Origin of the sequence: Hydrogenophaga sp. T2, assembly GCF_049843535.1 — a bacterium.
Taxonomy (GTDB): Bacteria; Pseudomonadota; Gammaproteobacteria; order Burkholderiales; family Burkholderiaceae_C; genus Hydrogenophaga; species Hydrogenophaga crocea.
The window spans coordinates 544,663-557,280 of sequence record NZ_JBBHZJ010000001.1; the positions used below are offsets into that span (position 1 = coordinate 544,663).

Genomic DNA, 12,618 nt, shown 5'->3' on the forward strand with positions numbered 1-12,618 from the left:
CCGCCTTCAGGCGGGCGCCGGCGGGCTCTGCGGCCACAGCAGCGCCAGCCGCTCGCCCACGCGCCGGCCGTGGGTGAGCGCGATGTCGGCCAGGGCCATGCCCGCGCACAGGCGGCGCGCCTCGGCCAGGGCCGCGGCCGCTTCGGCCGGCTGGCCCTGGCGGTCCAGCAAGGCGGCTTCGAGCACGCGCGCGAGGTGAAAGCGCGGGTCGCGCCGGGCCGCTTCGCGCGCCTCGGCCAGGGCCTCGGCCTCGCGCCCCACGCGCAGCAGGAAGGTGCCCAGCGCCCAGCGCCAGAAGCCCTGGCGGCGGTCGCGCGGGCTGATGGCCATGCCGTGGCGCATCTGCTCGATGCCGGCTTCGAGCCGGCCCGTGAGCGCCAGCGAGGCGCCCAGCGCCACGTGCGCCTGCGCATTGCTCGGGTCGATGGCGAGCGCGCGCTGCAGCACCTCCACGCCGCGCTGGTGCTGCCCCAGGTCGCACAGCGCGCAGCCCGCGTAACCCAGCACCTCGGAGCTGCCGTCGTCGAGCGCGATCGCGCGATCGGCCGTGCGCAAGGCATCGGCCGCGAGGCGGGGCGCGTCGGGCAGCTGCGTGAGGTTGGTGGAGAGGGCCGTCAGCAGCGCGTAGTGCGCGTGGCCCAGCCCGAAGGCCGGGTCCAGCGCGGTGCTCTTGAGCAGCAGCGCACGCGCTTCGGCGATCGCGTCGGGGCCCCAGCCCTGCAGGGCGATGGCGCCGATGGCCTGGTGGTAGTGGGCCCAAACGCCCTGGTGCTCGGGCCGCTGGCGGCGGATGTGGGCGATTTCGGCGCGCGTGAGCTCGGGCTCGAGCTCCGACATGATCCCGCGCGCGATGTCTTCCTGCAGGTCCACGGCCGCGTCGCGGCGGCGCTCGAAGCGGCCGCTCCACAGCACGTGACCGCTGCTCGCGTCGATCAGTTGCGTGCCCACGCGCACGCCCTCGCCCGCGGGGCGCACGCTGCCCTCGACCACGAAACGCACGCCGAGCTCGCGCGCGATCTCGGGTACCGTCGTGCCCTGCCCGCGGAACGCGAACGACGAGGCGCGCGACACCAGCCGAAAGCCCGGCACGCGCGCCAGCAGCGCAATCGTGTCTTCGGCCAGGCCGTCGGCGAGGTAGCGGATCTGCGGCTCGTCGCACAGCACGTTGAACGGCAGCACCGCGATGGTGGGCCCGCTGGCCAGGCCCGCGGCCGGCGCTGCGGCCGCGGCGCGCAGCGGCAGGGCCCACTGGTAGCCGCGGCCCGCCACGGTGGCGATGCTGTCCGGTCCCAGCAGCTTGCGCAGCGCGGCCACCTGCACCGAGAGGTTGTTGTCCTCCACCACCAGGCCGGGCCACACGGCGTCGAGGATCTCGTCCTTGCCCACCACGCGGTCGTGGCGCGCCAGCAGGCACAGCAGCAGGTCGAAGGCGCGCGCGCCCACGCTGGCGGGCACGCCGTCGACGAGCAAGGCGCGTTCGGCGGGGCGCACTTCGAAGCGGTCGAACTGGTAGCGGTCGGGCATGCACCTTCTCCGGGGCGGCATGTTTAGGAACGTTTAGCCCGGGCTTGAGCGCGTTAAAGGCCGGCGCGGCGCGCGCTCGATAAGGTCCGGACACGCCGCGTTGTACAGGGCTCCACGGCCCCCTTGCAATGCTGCGCTGCGATGGCCGGGTGCAGCCCGGTGCCCGTCCTTCAACCCTTGTGGAGCCTCGTGATGAACAGCCGCCTCTTCGAAACCCAGTCCGCCCTGCGCGCGCGCTACAAGCAAGCGCCCGAACTCGCGCTCGTCACCGCGCAGGCGCGCACCCGCAGCGACAACCCCGCCGACCCCTTCCACCTGCAGGTGGTGCCAGCGCTGCGCGACGAGGCGGCGGTGCCGGTGGGCGTGCACGGCTCGGTCGGCGGCCCCTACGACGCACCCTGCCCCGGCGACCTGCTGTGCGCCGCGCTCGCGGCCTGCTACGACGCGTCGGTGCGCATGGTGGCGCAGGCCATGGGCATCGAACTCACGGCGCTCGAGGTGCACGTGCAGGCCAAGGTCGACATGCGCGGGGCCATGGGCATGGGGCGCGACCTGCCGGTGGGCTTCCAGTCGTTCAGCACCGACATCCACCTGCAGGCGCGCGAAGGCACGCCCGCCGAGGTGATCGAGCAATTGCGCGTGGCGGCGCAGCGCTGCTGCGTGGTGGCGCACACGCTGCGTTCAGCACCCGAGATGCAGACCCGGTTTCACGCCTGAGGCGTGGCCTCGGTGGCGGCGCCGGTCAAGCAACTGGCGTGCGCCGTCATGGCCGGCGGGGGCGCGCTGCGGCACAGTGCCGCCATCCGCACCGCATCCCCGCACGGCCATGAACCTTCCCACCCGCCAACTCACCCTGGGCCAGTCCCGGCTCGCCTACGACGACACCGGCGGCACGGGCCCGCTGCTGGTCTGCATGCCCGGCATGGGCGATCTGCGCAGCGAATACCGCGCGCTGCGCCCGCTGCTGCAGCAGGCCGGCCACCGCGTGGTCACGCTGGACGTGCGCGGGCACGGCGAAAGCTCGGCGCAGTGGCCGGGCTACTCGGCGCGCGACGTGGGGCGCGACGCGCTGACACTGATCGAGCACCTGGGCGCCGGCCCGGCGGTGGTGCTGGGCAATTCGTTCGCGGCGGGCTCGGCGCTGTGGGCGGCGCACGAAGCGCCCGCCCAGGTGCGCGGCGTGGTGCTGCTCGGTCCCATCGTGCGCGACGTGCCCGCCCCCTGGTACGCCAAGGCCGCGCTCGCCCTGGGCTTTGCCGGGCCCTGGCGCGTGGCGTTCTGGATGGCCTACTGGAACAGCCTGTTCCCCCTGCGCAAGCCGGCCGACCACGCGCAGGCCCGGGCCGCGCTGGCGGCCAACCTGCGCGAGGCGGGGCGCATGGCGGCGCTGCGCCACATGGTGTCGCTGAGCAAGGCCGACACCGAGGCCCTGGTGGCGCGCAGCCGCGTGCCCGCGCTGGTGGTGATGGGCTCGCGCGACCCCGACTTTCCCGACGCCACGGCCGAAGCGCACTGGCTGGGCCAGGCCCTGCGCACCGAGCCGCTGATCGTGCCGGGCGCGGGCCACTACCCGCACCTGGAAGCGCCCGAGCAGGTCGCGCCCGCGGTGCTCGCCTTCATCGCGAGCCTGCGGTGAGGCGCGCGATCCCGGGGTCAGCGCGCGGCGCGGCGCGCGGCCGTGGGCGTGGTGCCGGTCCAGCGCTTGAAGGCGCGGTGGAAGGGGCTGGGTTCGGCAAAGCCGAGCAGGTAGGCCACCTCGCCCAGGGCCAGGCGCGGGTCGGCCACGTAGCGCAGCGCGAGCTCGCGGCGCACGCCGTCCACCAGCGCCGCGAAGCGCGTGCCCTCTTCGTCCAGCCGGCGCTGCAGGCTGCGCTCGCTCAGGTGCAACCGCGCGGCCACCTGCCGCAGCGTGGGCGGGCCGTTGGGCATGGCCTCGGCCAGCAGGCGGCGCACCTGGGCGGCCGTGGGTTCGTGCAGCGGCGCGTGCGCGGCCAGCAGTTGCTCGGCGTGCGCGGTGACGATGCGCGAGAGGCCCGGGTCGGCCGCGGGCACGCCGCGGTCCAGCACCGCGTCGGCCAGCACCAGGCACGACACCGGCGCGTCGAAGTGCGGGGCCACGCCGAACACCGCCTGGTAGGCCGCGGCATCGCCCCCGGCGCTGTGGGCGAACGCCACGGCCTGCGCACGCACGGGCGCGCCGCCGATCTGCGTGGCCACCACCAACAGCGAGGCCAGCGTGAACTCGGCCGCCTGGCGGCAAGGCATGGCGCCCGCGGCATCGAAGCGGTGCTCGACGCGCAGCCCGCCCTCGACCGGCACGAGCACGAAGCTCGCGAGGTCGTGCACCAGGCGGTTGTAGCGGGCCAGCCGCTGCAGGGCGCTGCGCAGGTCGGGCGCGGTGCGCACGGCGTAATCGAGCACGTCGAAGGTGCCGGGGCGGATGGCCTGCGCCGCGCGCAGGCCGAACAGCGGGTCGCCGCAGCGTTCGGCGGCCAGGGTCCACAAGCGCTCTTCCACCGCCAGCGGCATGCGGGCCTCGGGATCGGCCAGCGCCGCGGCGGCCAGGCCGGCCTCGGCCATGAGCCGTCCGGCGTCCACCCCGCGCGCGGCGGCCGCCTGCACCACGAACGCGCCGATGCGCGCGGCAACCTGCGGGGAGCGGTGGGGGGCGGGCATGGGCGGGGCGTGTTGGCGGGGCGGGTGGCGGGGTGCAATGATCGCACCCACGTTTGTGCCCGCAGCATGGGAGAGCCCGCATGAAGATCGTCCGCAGCAAGACCTTCCGCGCCGAGCGCGCCTGGGGTGCACTCGACATCGCCAACGTGGCGCACCCGATCGGCGAGGCGCGCATTCTGGTGGTGGAAAAGGAAGGCTCGGTGTGACACCGCCGCGCACGGTCTTCCTGGACCGGCTGCGCGTGGTGCTCACCGCGCTGGTGGTGCTGCACCACACGGCCATCACCTATGGCGGCAGCGGCGACTGGTTCTACCGCGAGGTGCGCGACGGCGGTGCGCCGTCGAGCCTGTTGCTCAGCGTGTTCTGCGCCGTGAACCAGGCCTTCTTCATGGGCTTTTTCTTTCTGATCGCCGGTCGCTTCACGCCGGGCTCGCTGGCACGCAAGGGCGCGCGCGCGTTCGCGCAAGAGCGCCTGCTGCGCCTGGGGCTGCCGCTGCTGGTGTTCGGCTTTGTGCTGGGGCCGCTGGCCGTGGCGCTGGCGGGCGTGCCGGCGGGGCGGCCCTGGGCGTCGGCGTGGTGGGCGCAAGTGCAGCAGGCGCGCTTCGTGATCGGGCCGCTGTGGTTCGCGTGGGCGCTGCTGCTGTTCACCGCGGCGTTCATGCTCTGGCGGTGGTGGCGGCCCGAGCCCGCGCCCGCGCCCGCGCCCGATCGGCCGGTGCCGGGTTCGCCGTGGTGGCTGGTGTCGGCGCTGGCGGTGGGCGCGGTGGCGCTGGCGCTGCGGCAGTGGGTGCCGGTGGGGCAGAGCGTGTGGGGCCTGCAGCTCGGCTACTTCGCGTCGTACGCTTTTTTGTTTGCGCTGGGTTGCGCGGCGGCGCGCCACGGCTGGCTCGAACGCGTGCCGCCCGCGCAGGCCCGGCGCTGGCGGCGCGTGACGTGGCTGACCCTGCCGCTGTTGTTCGTGGTGGCAGCGCTGTCGGGCGCGCTCGCGGGCCGGCCGGTGAATGTCAACGGCGGGCTCGGGCTGGCGGCGGTGGTGTACGCCTTCTGGGAGCCCTTCGTGGCCTGGGGCCTGATCGCCTCGCTGCTGGTGCTGTTCCAGCGCCGCTTCAACACCCCCAGCCCGCGGTGGCAGCGCTGGAGCGAGCAGGCCTATGGCGCGTTCGTGCTGCACGCGCCGGTGCTGGTGGGCGTGTCGGTGGCGCTCGCGGGCTGGGGGGCGCCGGCGTTGCTCAAGTTCGCGCTGGTGGGCGCGGCCAGCGTGGTGCTGTCGTTCGCGCTGGCTCGGGGCCTGCGCGCGCTGCCCGGGGTGCGGCGGGTGCTGTAGCGCGGCTCATAGCGCGGCTCAGCCCGTGCCCGCGATCAGGGTCTCCAGCACCTCGATGCGGTGCCGGTGCGGCGTGGTGATCGCATAGAAGCGCTCCTGCAGATCGGTGAACCGCCCCACCGCCACCAGCGCCCCGGTGCGCAGTTCGTCCTGCACCACCACCTCGGGCAGCACGGTGAGCCAGCCGCTGTCGCGCGCGATCAGGCGCAGCATGGCCATGTCGTCGACCTCGGCGCGCAGGCGCGGCGTCACGTTGGCCGAGAGGCAGAGCGCGTCGAACTGCGCGCGCAGCGCATGCCGCGGGCCGGGCAGCACCACGTCCAGTCCGTCGAGGTCTTCGGGCACGCGCAGGGCCTGCGCGGCCCAGCGGCCCGCGGGGCCCACGAGCGACACCGCCTGGCTGCCGAGGAAGCGGCAGTGCAGCGGGCGGTCGGGGTCGGCGGGCACGGTTTCGTTGGCCAGCACCACGTCGAGCTGGTGCTGCACCAGCCGCTCGATCAGGCCTTGCAGCAGGCCGGACTCGAGCGTGAGCACCACGCTCGCATCGCTGAGCAGCGGGCGGATCCAGTTCTCCTGGTAGTTGCGCGAGAGCGTGGCCACGCTGCCCACGCGCAGCCGCGTGACGCCGGCCATGCGGCCCTGCAGACGGCCCAGCATTTCCTGGCCCAGGCCGAAGATGTTCTCGGCATAGGCCAGCACGAGTTGGCCGGTGTCGGTCAGTTGCAGCCGCCGCCCTTCGCGCGCGAACAGCGGCTCGCCCAGGCGGTCTTCGAGCTGGCGGATCTGCGCCGACACCGCCGATTGCGAGGTGTTGAGCTCTTCGGCGGCCCGGGTGAGGTGGCCGAGCCGCGCCACCCGCCAGAAGTAGAACAGGTGGTGGAAATTGAGCTGATCGAGGCGCATCGTTCGTTTTTCAGAATGTTTTTGTTCTGATCAATGTATTTTACTGAACGGTCGCAAGCCGGGAAGATCGCGGGCAACGCAATACCGAGGCCCCCGCCATGCCCCTCACCGACCTTGTGCCGACGATCAGCGCGCTCACGCCCGCGGTGCTGATGGCCCTGGCCGCGGCCCATGCCGCGCTGGCCGGGCGCACGCCCACCCCGGGCCCCACCGTGCCGCCGCCCACGCTGTGGCGAGGCTTCCAGGGCTTGTCGCTGGCGGCGCTGGCGGCGGCGGCGCTGGCGCTGGCGCTGCCCTTCCTGGCCCGGCCCGACGCTGCGCCCGCCAACGGCCTGGGCGCCTGGCTGGCGCCGTCCCCCTTCGCCGGTGTGCTGGCGCTGCTGGTGCAGCTGCTGGGCACGGTCATCGGCGCCTTCTCGGCGCGCTACCTGCAGGGCGAGCGCGGCCAGCCGCGTTACGTGGCCATGCTGGCGGTGGTGCTGGCCGCGGTGCACGGGCTACTGCTGGCCCAGCACTGGCTGGTGCTGATCGGCGCCTGGGCCCTGGTGGGCGTGGCGCTGCAGCGGCTGCTGTGCTTCTACCCCGAGCGCGCCTTCGCCCGCCTGGCCGCGCACAAGAAGCGCCTGGCCGACCGCGTGGCCGACGCGCTGCTGCTGCTGGCCGCCGCGCTGGCCTGGGGCACGGTGGGCAGCGGTTCGCTGCCGGCCCTGTGGGACCACGTGGCCCAGCACGGCCTGAATCCCGCGCTGCACCTGAGCGCGGTGGCGCTGGTGCTCGCGGTGGTGCTGCGCACCGCGCTGCTGCCGGTGCACGGCTGGCTGATCCAGGTGATGGAAGCGCCCACGCCGGTGTCGGCGCTGCTGCACGCGGGCGTGGTCAACCTGGGCGGCTTCGTGCTGATCCGCTTCGCACCGCTGCTGGAGCAAGCCATGCCCGCGCGCGCGCTGCTGCTGGCCTTCGGCCTGGCCACCGCGGTGCTGGCGGGCATGGTCATGCTCACGCGCATCAGCATCAAGGTGCGGCTGGCCTGGTCCACCGTGGCGCAGATGGGCTTCATGCTGGTGGAGTGCGCGCTGGGCCTGTACACGCTGGCCGCGCTGCACCTGCTGGGCCACTCGCTCTACAAGGCGCACGCCTTCCTGTCGGCCTCCGAGGCGGTGCGCAGCACGCGGCTGCAGGCGCTGTCGGCGCCCTCCCCGGCCACGGGCGCGAGCCTGCTGTTCGCGCCGGTCCTGAGCGTGGCGGTGGTGCTGGGTCTCAGCGCCGCGCCCGATGTGGCCCCCTGGCCCTGGTGGTGGAGCGCCGTGCTCGCGCTGGCCTGGGCGCCGCTGCTGTGGCTGCCCTCGGCCCCGGCGCCGGCGGGCCTGCGCGCGCGGCAGACGGTGTGCGGCGCGCTGATGGTGGCCGGGCTCACGCTGGCCGCGCTGTTCGCCCACGCCCTGCCCTTCGGTCTCAACGACGCGCCGCAACACGCCCTGGGCCTGATCACGCTCGCGGGCATGGGCGCGCTGTACGCGGGCCTGGCGCTGCTGCAGCGCCGGCCCGGCCTGCTCTCGGGCTGGCGGCGCTGGAGCTACGCCGGCTTCTACGTGGACGAGGCCTACACCCGCCTGGCGCTGCGCCTGTGGCCCACACGCTGGACGCCCGAGACCGCCACGCCCCGCGCCTGACCGCCCGACCGACTTCCGGAGAACCCGCCATGTACTCGCTCAACGATTCGAGCCCCGCCGCGGCCCAGGCCGCGCCGACCGTGGACGACGCGCTGCACCGCGCGATCGACGAGGCCTGCGCGCAGGCCTGCCGCGCCATCGCACCCAGCTGGCCGCTGGACCGCGCGATCGCGGTGAACCCGCACTGGCAGCGCATCGGCCTGCCGCTGCGCCGCGTGGCCGCGCGCATGGCAGCGCTGGGCAACGTGCAGGTGTTCCCGCCGCGCGAGCGCCAGCGCGAGGCCTGGCAACAGGGCCGCATCCGCCCGGCCGATCTGGCGCAGGCGCTGCAGCAACTGCCGGCGGCCCAGAGCGCGGGCCTGAGCGCCGAGTGCTGCGTGCAGGCGCTCCACGAACCCGCGCCCAGCGCCCAGCTGCCGCTGCTGATCGACGTGCTCGACACCGACCCGCGGCGCGGCAACCGGCTGGGCTGGCGCCAGGCCGTCACGCACCAGGTGAGCCAGACCTGCGCGGCCTACTTCGACGCCCACCAGGCCGACTGGCAGCCCGAGCACCGCGAGGGCCTGTACGCCTTCTGGCGCGACACCCTCACGCACGACCACGGCATCGGCCTGCTGATGGGCCTGCCCGACCTGGGCCAGGCGATCGGCGCACTGCCCGCCACCGCCCAGGACGCCGAGCGCTGGGTGATCGCGCGCCTGGGCCTGCCGCCCGCGGTGTGGGCCGACTACCTCGAATCGGTGCTGCTGTCGGTGAACGGCTGGGCCTCGTGGTGCGCCTACCTGGGCTGGCAGGCCGCGCAGCAGGGCGGGCACGACGCGCACCTGCGCGAGCTGCTCGCGATCCGCCTCGCCTGGGGGGTGCTGCTGCTCGAAGGCAAACACGACGACGACGCCGAACGGGCCTTCGCCGAGCTGCAGCAGGCCTGGGCCGACGCGCCCCAGGTGCTGCAAAAAGCAGAGCGGGCGCTGCTCGTGGACGAGGTGTGGCAGCTCGCGCTGGAGGTCGGCTACCAGCGCCAGCTCGCGCAACGCCTGCTCGCCACGGCCGCGCCGCCGCTGGTGCCGCCCGTGACCGAGGTGCAGGCCGCCTTCTGCATCGACGTGCGCAGCGAGCCGCTGCGCCGCGCGATCGAGGCCGAGTGGCCGGCCGTGCAGACGCTGGGCTTCGCCGGCTTCTTCGGCTTGCCCGTGGCCTACACGCCGCTGGCCACGGCCGCGCGCCGGCCGCAGCTGCCGGGCCTGCTCGCGCCCGCCATGGAAGTGACCGACCGCGTGGTGAGCGCCGACGCCGCGCACCGCGCCACCGACGCGCTGCTGCAGGCCGCGGCCGAGCGCTCGCGCCAGACGCGTCTGGCGCTCAAGGACCAGTGGCAGGCCGCCAGCCGCTGGCCCGGCGCGGCGTTTTCTTTCGTCGAGGCCGCGGGCCTGGGCTACCTCGGCAAGCTCGGCGGCTGGCTGGTGCCGGGCCGGCGGGCGCGCGCGCGCGACGACCTCGAAGGCCTGCCCGCGCGCTACCGCCCCGTGTGCCGTCCGGCCCTGATGGGCCTGGACACCGCGGCCAAGGTGGCGCTGGCCGCGCGCGTGCTGCACGCCATGGGCCTGGGCGCGGCGGGCTCGCAGGTGGCGCCGCTGGTGCTGCTGGTGGGCCACGGCAGCCAGTCCGCCAACAACGCCCACGCGGCCGCGCTCGACTGCGGCGCCTGCTGCGGCCAGACCGGCGAGGTGAACGCGCGCAGCCTGGCGCAACTGCTCAACGAGGCCGCGGTGCGCGAAGGCCTGCGCGCGCAAGGGGTGGCCTTGCCCGAGGACACGGTGTTCATGGCCGCGCTGCACAACACCACCACCGACGAGATCGAGGGCTTTGACCTCGACCTGCTGCCACCGGCCGCGCTCGCGCGCTGGGAGCGCCTGCAGCGCGTGCTCGACCACGCCTGCGACCGCGTGCGCCGCGAGCGAGCGCCCTCGCTCGGGCTCGACCCGCGCGCGCCGCACACCGAGCTGCTCGACCAGCTGCGCCGCCGCGCCAACGACGGCGCGCAGACCCGCCCCGAATGGGGCCTGGCGGGCAACGCCGCGTTCGTGATCGCGCCGCGCTGGCGCAGCCTGGGCAGCGTGCTCCAGGGCCGCAGCTTCCTGCACGACTACGACGCCGCGCACGACCGCGACGGCAGCGTGCTCGAACTGCTGATGACCGCACCCATGCTGGTCACGCACTGGATCAACTGGCAGTACCACGCGTCCACCTGCGACCCGCGGCACCTGGGCAGCGGCAACAAGGTGCTGCACAACGTGGTGGGCGGTCACCTGGGCGTGTTCGAGGGCAACGGCGGCGACCTGCGCGTCGGCTTGTCCAGGCAGTCGCTGCACGACGGCGAGCGCTGGGTGCACGAGCCGCTGCGCCTCACGGTGGTGATCGACGCCCCGCAGGCAGCGATCGACAAGGTGATCGGCCAGCACGCGGTGGTGCGGCAACTGATCGACAACGGCTGGCTGCACCTGTGGCGCTTCGCGGACTCGGGATTCGAGCGCCGTGCGCACGGCGGCTGGCTGGCGGTGGCGAATGCCGGGGCCGTGCGCGCATGAGTCGGCCCGGACCGTACGCGGGCCGCCGCGTGGCCCTGCTCACCCAGCACGGCAAGGAACGCGTGATCGCGCCCGTGCTCGACCCCGGCCTGGGTTGCACCGTGCAGCTCGTGAGCGGCTTCGACACCGACCTGCTCGGCACCTTCACGCGCGAGATCCCGCGCGAGGGCACGCAGGTGGAGGCCGCGCGGCGCAAGGCGCGCCAGGGCATGGCGCTGTCGGGCCTGCCCCTGGGCCTGGCGAGCGAAGGCGGCTTCGGCCCCGACCCGTTCACCGGCATGTTTCCCTGGAACGTGGAGGTGCTGGTGTGGATCGACGACGAGCAGGGCCTGGAGGTGGTGGGCGTGGCCCAGGGCCCGGCGCGCAACGGGCATGTGCACAGCAACGCCTGGGCCGACATCGAGGCCTTCGCGCAGCGCGAGGGTTTTCCGCGGCAGCAGCTCGTGATCCGCCCCGACGACGAAGACGGCCCGCCGCTGCACAAGGGCGTGGCCGACTGGGCGCTGCTGCGCCGCGGCTTCGACGAGGCGCTGGCGCAATCGCGGCAGGGCCGCGTGTTCGTGGAGCACGACCTGCGCGCCTTCGCGCACCCCGAGCGCATGGCGCGCATCGGCCAGGCCGCGCAAGACCTGCTGCAGCGCCTGCGTTCGGTCTGTCCGGCCTGCGGCGCGCCGGGCTTCGGCGTGAGCCACCGCGAACCCGGCCTGCCCTGCGCCGACTGCGGCAGCCCCACCAGCAGCTACCGCAGCGAGGTGCGCGCCTGCCCGGCTTGCGGCCACCGCACCGAACACCCGCGCACCGACCGCCTCACCGCGGAGCCGGCGCATTGCGGGCAGTGCAATCCCTGACGCGCAACCGCCCGCCATGAAAAAACCCCCGGGGCGCGAGCCGCGGGGGTCGGCGGGCGACGGCGGCGCGCTTACTTGGCGGCGCGGGCCTTGGCCACGGCGGCCTGGGTCTCTTTCCAGAGGTCTTCGCCCACGTTGGTGGCGATGGTGGCGTTCACCGCGCCGAGCTTCTCGCGCATGCGGTTGGCTTCGGCCGGGCTGAGCTGGTTGATCTGCATGCCCTTGGCCTTGAGGTCGGCCAGCGCCTTGTCGGCCTCGGCGCGCGTGTCCTTGCGCTCGAAGTCGCGGCTCTTCTTCGCGGCGTCCAGCAGCACCTTCTGCTCGTCCTTGCTGAGCTGGTCCCACCACTTCTTGCTCACGGTCACGATCCACGGGCTGTAGACGTGGTTGGTGACGGTGAGGAACTTCTGCACCTCGTAGAACTTGCTCGAGACGATGGTGTTGTACGGGTTCTCCTGGCCATCGACGGTCTTGGTCTCGAGCGCGGTGAACAGCTCGGAGAACGGCAGCGGCACGGCGTTGGCGCCCAGGGTCTTGAAGCTGTCGATGAAGACGTTGTTCTGCATCACGCGCAGCTTGATGCCGTCGAGGTCTTCGAGCTTGGTGACGGCACGCTTGTTGTTGGTGAGGTTGCGAAAGCCGTTTTCCCAGTAGACCAGGCCGACCAGGCCCTTGTCCTGCAGCTTGTCCATCACCTTCTGGCCGACCGGGCCGTCGAGCACCACGTCGGCTTCCTGCGCGTTGTTGAACAGGAAGGGGGTGTCCCAGATGGCCATCTCTTTGGTGATGCCCACCAGCGTGGCGGTCGAGCCCACCATCATTTCCTGCGCGCCGCCGATCAGGGCCTGCTGCATCTGGATGTCGGAGCCCAGCGCGGCCGCGCCGATGGCGCGCACCTTCATCTTGCCGCCCGAGGCCTTCTCGACCTCCTGCGCGAACAGCTTGACGGCGCGGCCCTGGTTGGAGTCTTCGTTGAGGCCGTAGCCGAAGCGGATCATGCGCGGCTTGATGTCCTGCGCGTGGGCCAGGCCGCCGGCCACGGTGGCCAGGGCCACGGTGAGCGTGAGCGCGAGTTGCTTGAGTTTCAT

General features: G+C 73.7%; 11 protein-coding genes. 7 read left to right on the forward strand and 4 right to left on the reverse strand.

What is annotated here, in order from left to right; genetic code table 11:
• Positions 1 to 6: 6 nt before the first annotated feature.
• Positions 7 to 1,524 (reverse strand): winged helix-turn-helix domain-containing protein, encoded by a 1,518-nt coding sequence (locus WDZ95_RS02600; RefSeq protein ID WP_425776068.1) that lies wholly within the window; start codon positions 1,522 to 1,524, stop codon positions 7 to 9.
• 192 nt (positions 1,525 to 1,716) lie between these two features.
• Here WDZ95_RS02600 and WDZ95_RS02605 point away from each other — a divergent pair, with 192 nt between their 5' ends.
• Together WDZ95_RS02605 and WDZ95_RS02610 are read left to right on the forward strand one after the other, a co-directional pair.
• Positions 1,717 to 2,241, forward strand: coding sequence for an OsmC family protein (locus WDZ95_RS02605; protein WP_425776069.1), 525 nt, complete (start codon positions 1,717 to 1,719; stop codon positions 2,239 to 2,241).
• Between the two features lie 109 nt (positions 2,242 to 2,350).
• Positions 2,351 to 3,160, forward strand: coding sequence for an alpha/beta fold hydrolase (locus tag WDZ95_RS02610; RefSeq protein WP_425776070.1), 810 nt, complete (start codon positions 2,351 to 2,353; stop codon positions 3,158 to 3,160).
• A 17-nt stretch (positions 3,161 to 3,177) separates the two neighbouring features.
• Here WDZ95_RS02610 and WDZ95_RS02615 read toward each other — a convergent pair whose 3' ends face one another.
• Positions 3,178 to 4,200: an AraC family transcriptional regulator gene (locus WDZ95_RS02615; RefSeq protein WP_425776071.1), complete on the reverse strand. Its 1,023-nt coding sequence runs from the start codon at positions 4,198 to 4,200 to the stop codon at positions 3,178 to 3,180.
• Positions 4,201 to 4,280: 80 nt separating this feature from the next.
• On the opposite strand from WDZ95_RS02615, the gene WDZ95_RS02620 reads away from it, so the two are divergent.
• Positions 4,281 to 4,406: a hypothetical protein gene (locus WDZ95_RS02620; protein WP_277345042.1), complete on the forward strand. Its 126-nt coding sequence runs from the start codon at positions 4,281 to 4,283 to the stop codon at positions 4,404 to 4,406.
• Entirely contained in the window at positions 4,403 to 5,524 is a 1,122-nt protein-coding gene (locus WDZ95_RS02625) for an acyltransferase family protein (RefSeq protein ID WP_425776072.1), read from the forward strand. Before WDZ95_RS02620 ends, WDZ95_RS02625 begins: the two co-directional genes overlap by 4 nt.
• An 18-nt stretch (positions 5,525 to 5,542) precedes the next feature.
• Here WDZ95_RS02625 and WDZ95_RS02630 read toward each other — a convergent pair whose 3' ends face one another.
• Positions 5,543 to 6,427 carry a LysR family transcriptional regulator gene (locus WDZ95_RS02630; protein WP_166227124.1) on the reverse strand — a complete coding sequence of 295 codons (885 nt, stop codon included), beginning with the start codon at positions 6,425 to 6,427 and terminating at the stop codon, positions 5,543 to 5,545.
• Positions 6,428 to 6,525: 98 nt separating this feature from the next.
• On the opposite strand from WDZ95_RS02630, the gene WDZ95_RS02635 reads away from it, so the two are divergent.
• Genes WDZ95_RS02635 through WDZ95_RS02645 form a run of 3 tightly spaced genes read left to right on the forward strand, consistent with a single transcriptional unit; the run spans position 6,526 to position 11,530 of the window.
• Positions 6,526 to 8,097 carry an NADH-quinone oxidoreductase subunit L gene (locus WDZ95_RS02635; protein ID WP_425776073.1) on the forward strand — a complete coding sequence of 524 codons (1,572 nt, stop codon included), beginning with the start codon at positions 6,526 to 6,528 and terminating at the stop codon, positions 8,095 to 8,097.
• A gap of 29 nt (positions 8,098 to 8,126) precedes the next feature.
• Positions 8,127 to 10,682: a YbcC family protein gene (locus WDZ95_RS02640; protein WP_425776074.1), complete on the forward strand. Its 2,556-nt coding sequence runs from the start codon at positions 8,127 to 8,129 to the stop codon at positions 10,680 to 10,682.
• Positions 10,679 to 11,530 (forward strand): DUF6671 family protein, encoded by an 852-nt coding sequence (locus tag WDZ95_RS02645; protein ID WP_425776075.1) that lies wholly within the window; start codon positions 10,679 to 10,681, stop codon positions 11,528 to 11,530. The genes WDZ95_RS02640 and WDZ95_RS02645 overlap by 4 nt, the downstream gene beginning before the upstream one ends.
• Before the next feature lie 71 nt (positions 11,531 to 11,601).
• On the opposite strand, the gene WDZ95_RS02650 is transcribed toward WDZ95_RS02645, so the two are convergent.
• On the reverse strand, positions 11,602 to 12,618 hold the full coding sequence (locus WDZ95_RS02650) for a TRAP transporter substrate-binding protein (protein WP_425776076.1): 1,017 nt from the start codon (positions 12,616 to 12,618) through the stop codon (positions 11,602 to 11,604).

Excerpts from the sequence above, each read along its gene's own strand:
- WDZ95_RS02605 (WP_425776069.1), top strand. The coding sequence starts at position 1,717 with ATGAACAGCCGCCTCTTCGAAACCCAGTCCGCCCTGCGCGCGCGCTAC.
- WDZ95_RS02640 (WP_425776074.1), top strand. The coding sequence starts at position 8,127 with ATGTACTCGCTCAACGATTCGAGCCCCGCCGCGGCCCAGGCCGCGCCG.
- WDZ95_RS02610 (WP_425776070.1), top strand. The coding sequence starts at position 2,351 with ATGAACCTTCCCACCCGCCAACTCACCCTGGGCCAGTCCCGGCTCGCC.
- WDZ95_RS02630 (WP_166227124.1), bottom strand. The coding sequence starts at position 6,427 with ATGCGCCTCGATCAGCTCAATTTCCACCACCTGTTCTACTTCTGGCGG.
- WDZ95_RS02650 (WP_425776076.1), bottom strand. The coding sequence starts at position 12,618 with ATGAAACTCAAGCAACTCGCGCTCACGCTCACCGTGGCCCTGGCCACC.
- WDZ95_RS02620 (WP_277345042.1), top strand. The coding sequence starts at position 4,281 with ATGAAGATCGTCCGCAGCAAGACCTTCCGCGCCGAGCGCGCCTGGGGT.
- WDZ95_RS02645 (WP_425776075.1), top strand. The coding sequence starts at position 10,679 with ATGAGTCGGCCCGGACCGTACGCGGGCCGCCGCGTGGCCCTGCTCACC.
- WDZ95_RS02615 (WP_425776071.1), bottom strand. The coding sequence starts at position 4,200 with ATGCCCGCCCCCCACCGCTCCCCGCAGGTTGCCGCGCGCATCGGCGCG.
- WDZ95_RS02635 (WP_425776073.1), top strand. The coding sequence starts at position 6,526 with ATGCCCCTCACCGACCTTGTGCCGACGATCAGCGCGCTCACGCCCGCG.
- WDZ95_RS02600 (WP_425776068.1), bottom strand. The coding sequence starts at position 1,524 with ATGCCCGACCGCTACCAGTTCGACCGCTTCGAAGTGCGCCCCGCCGAA.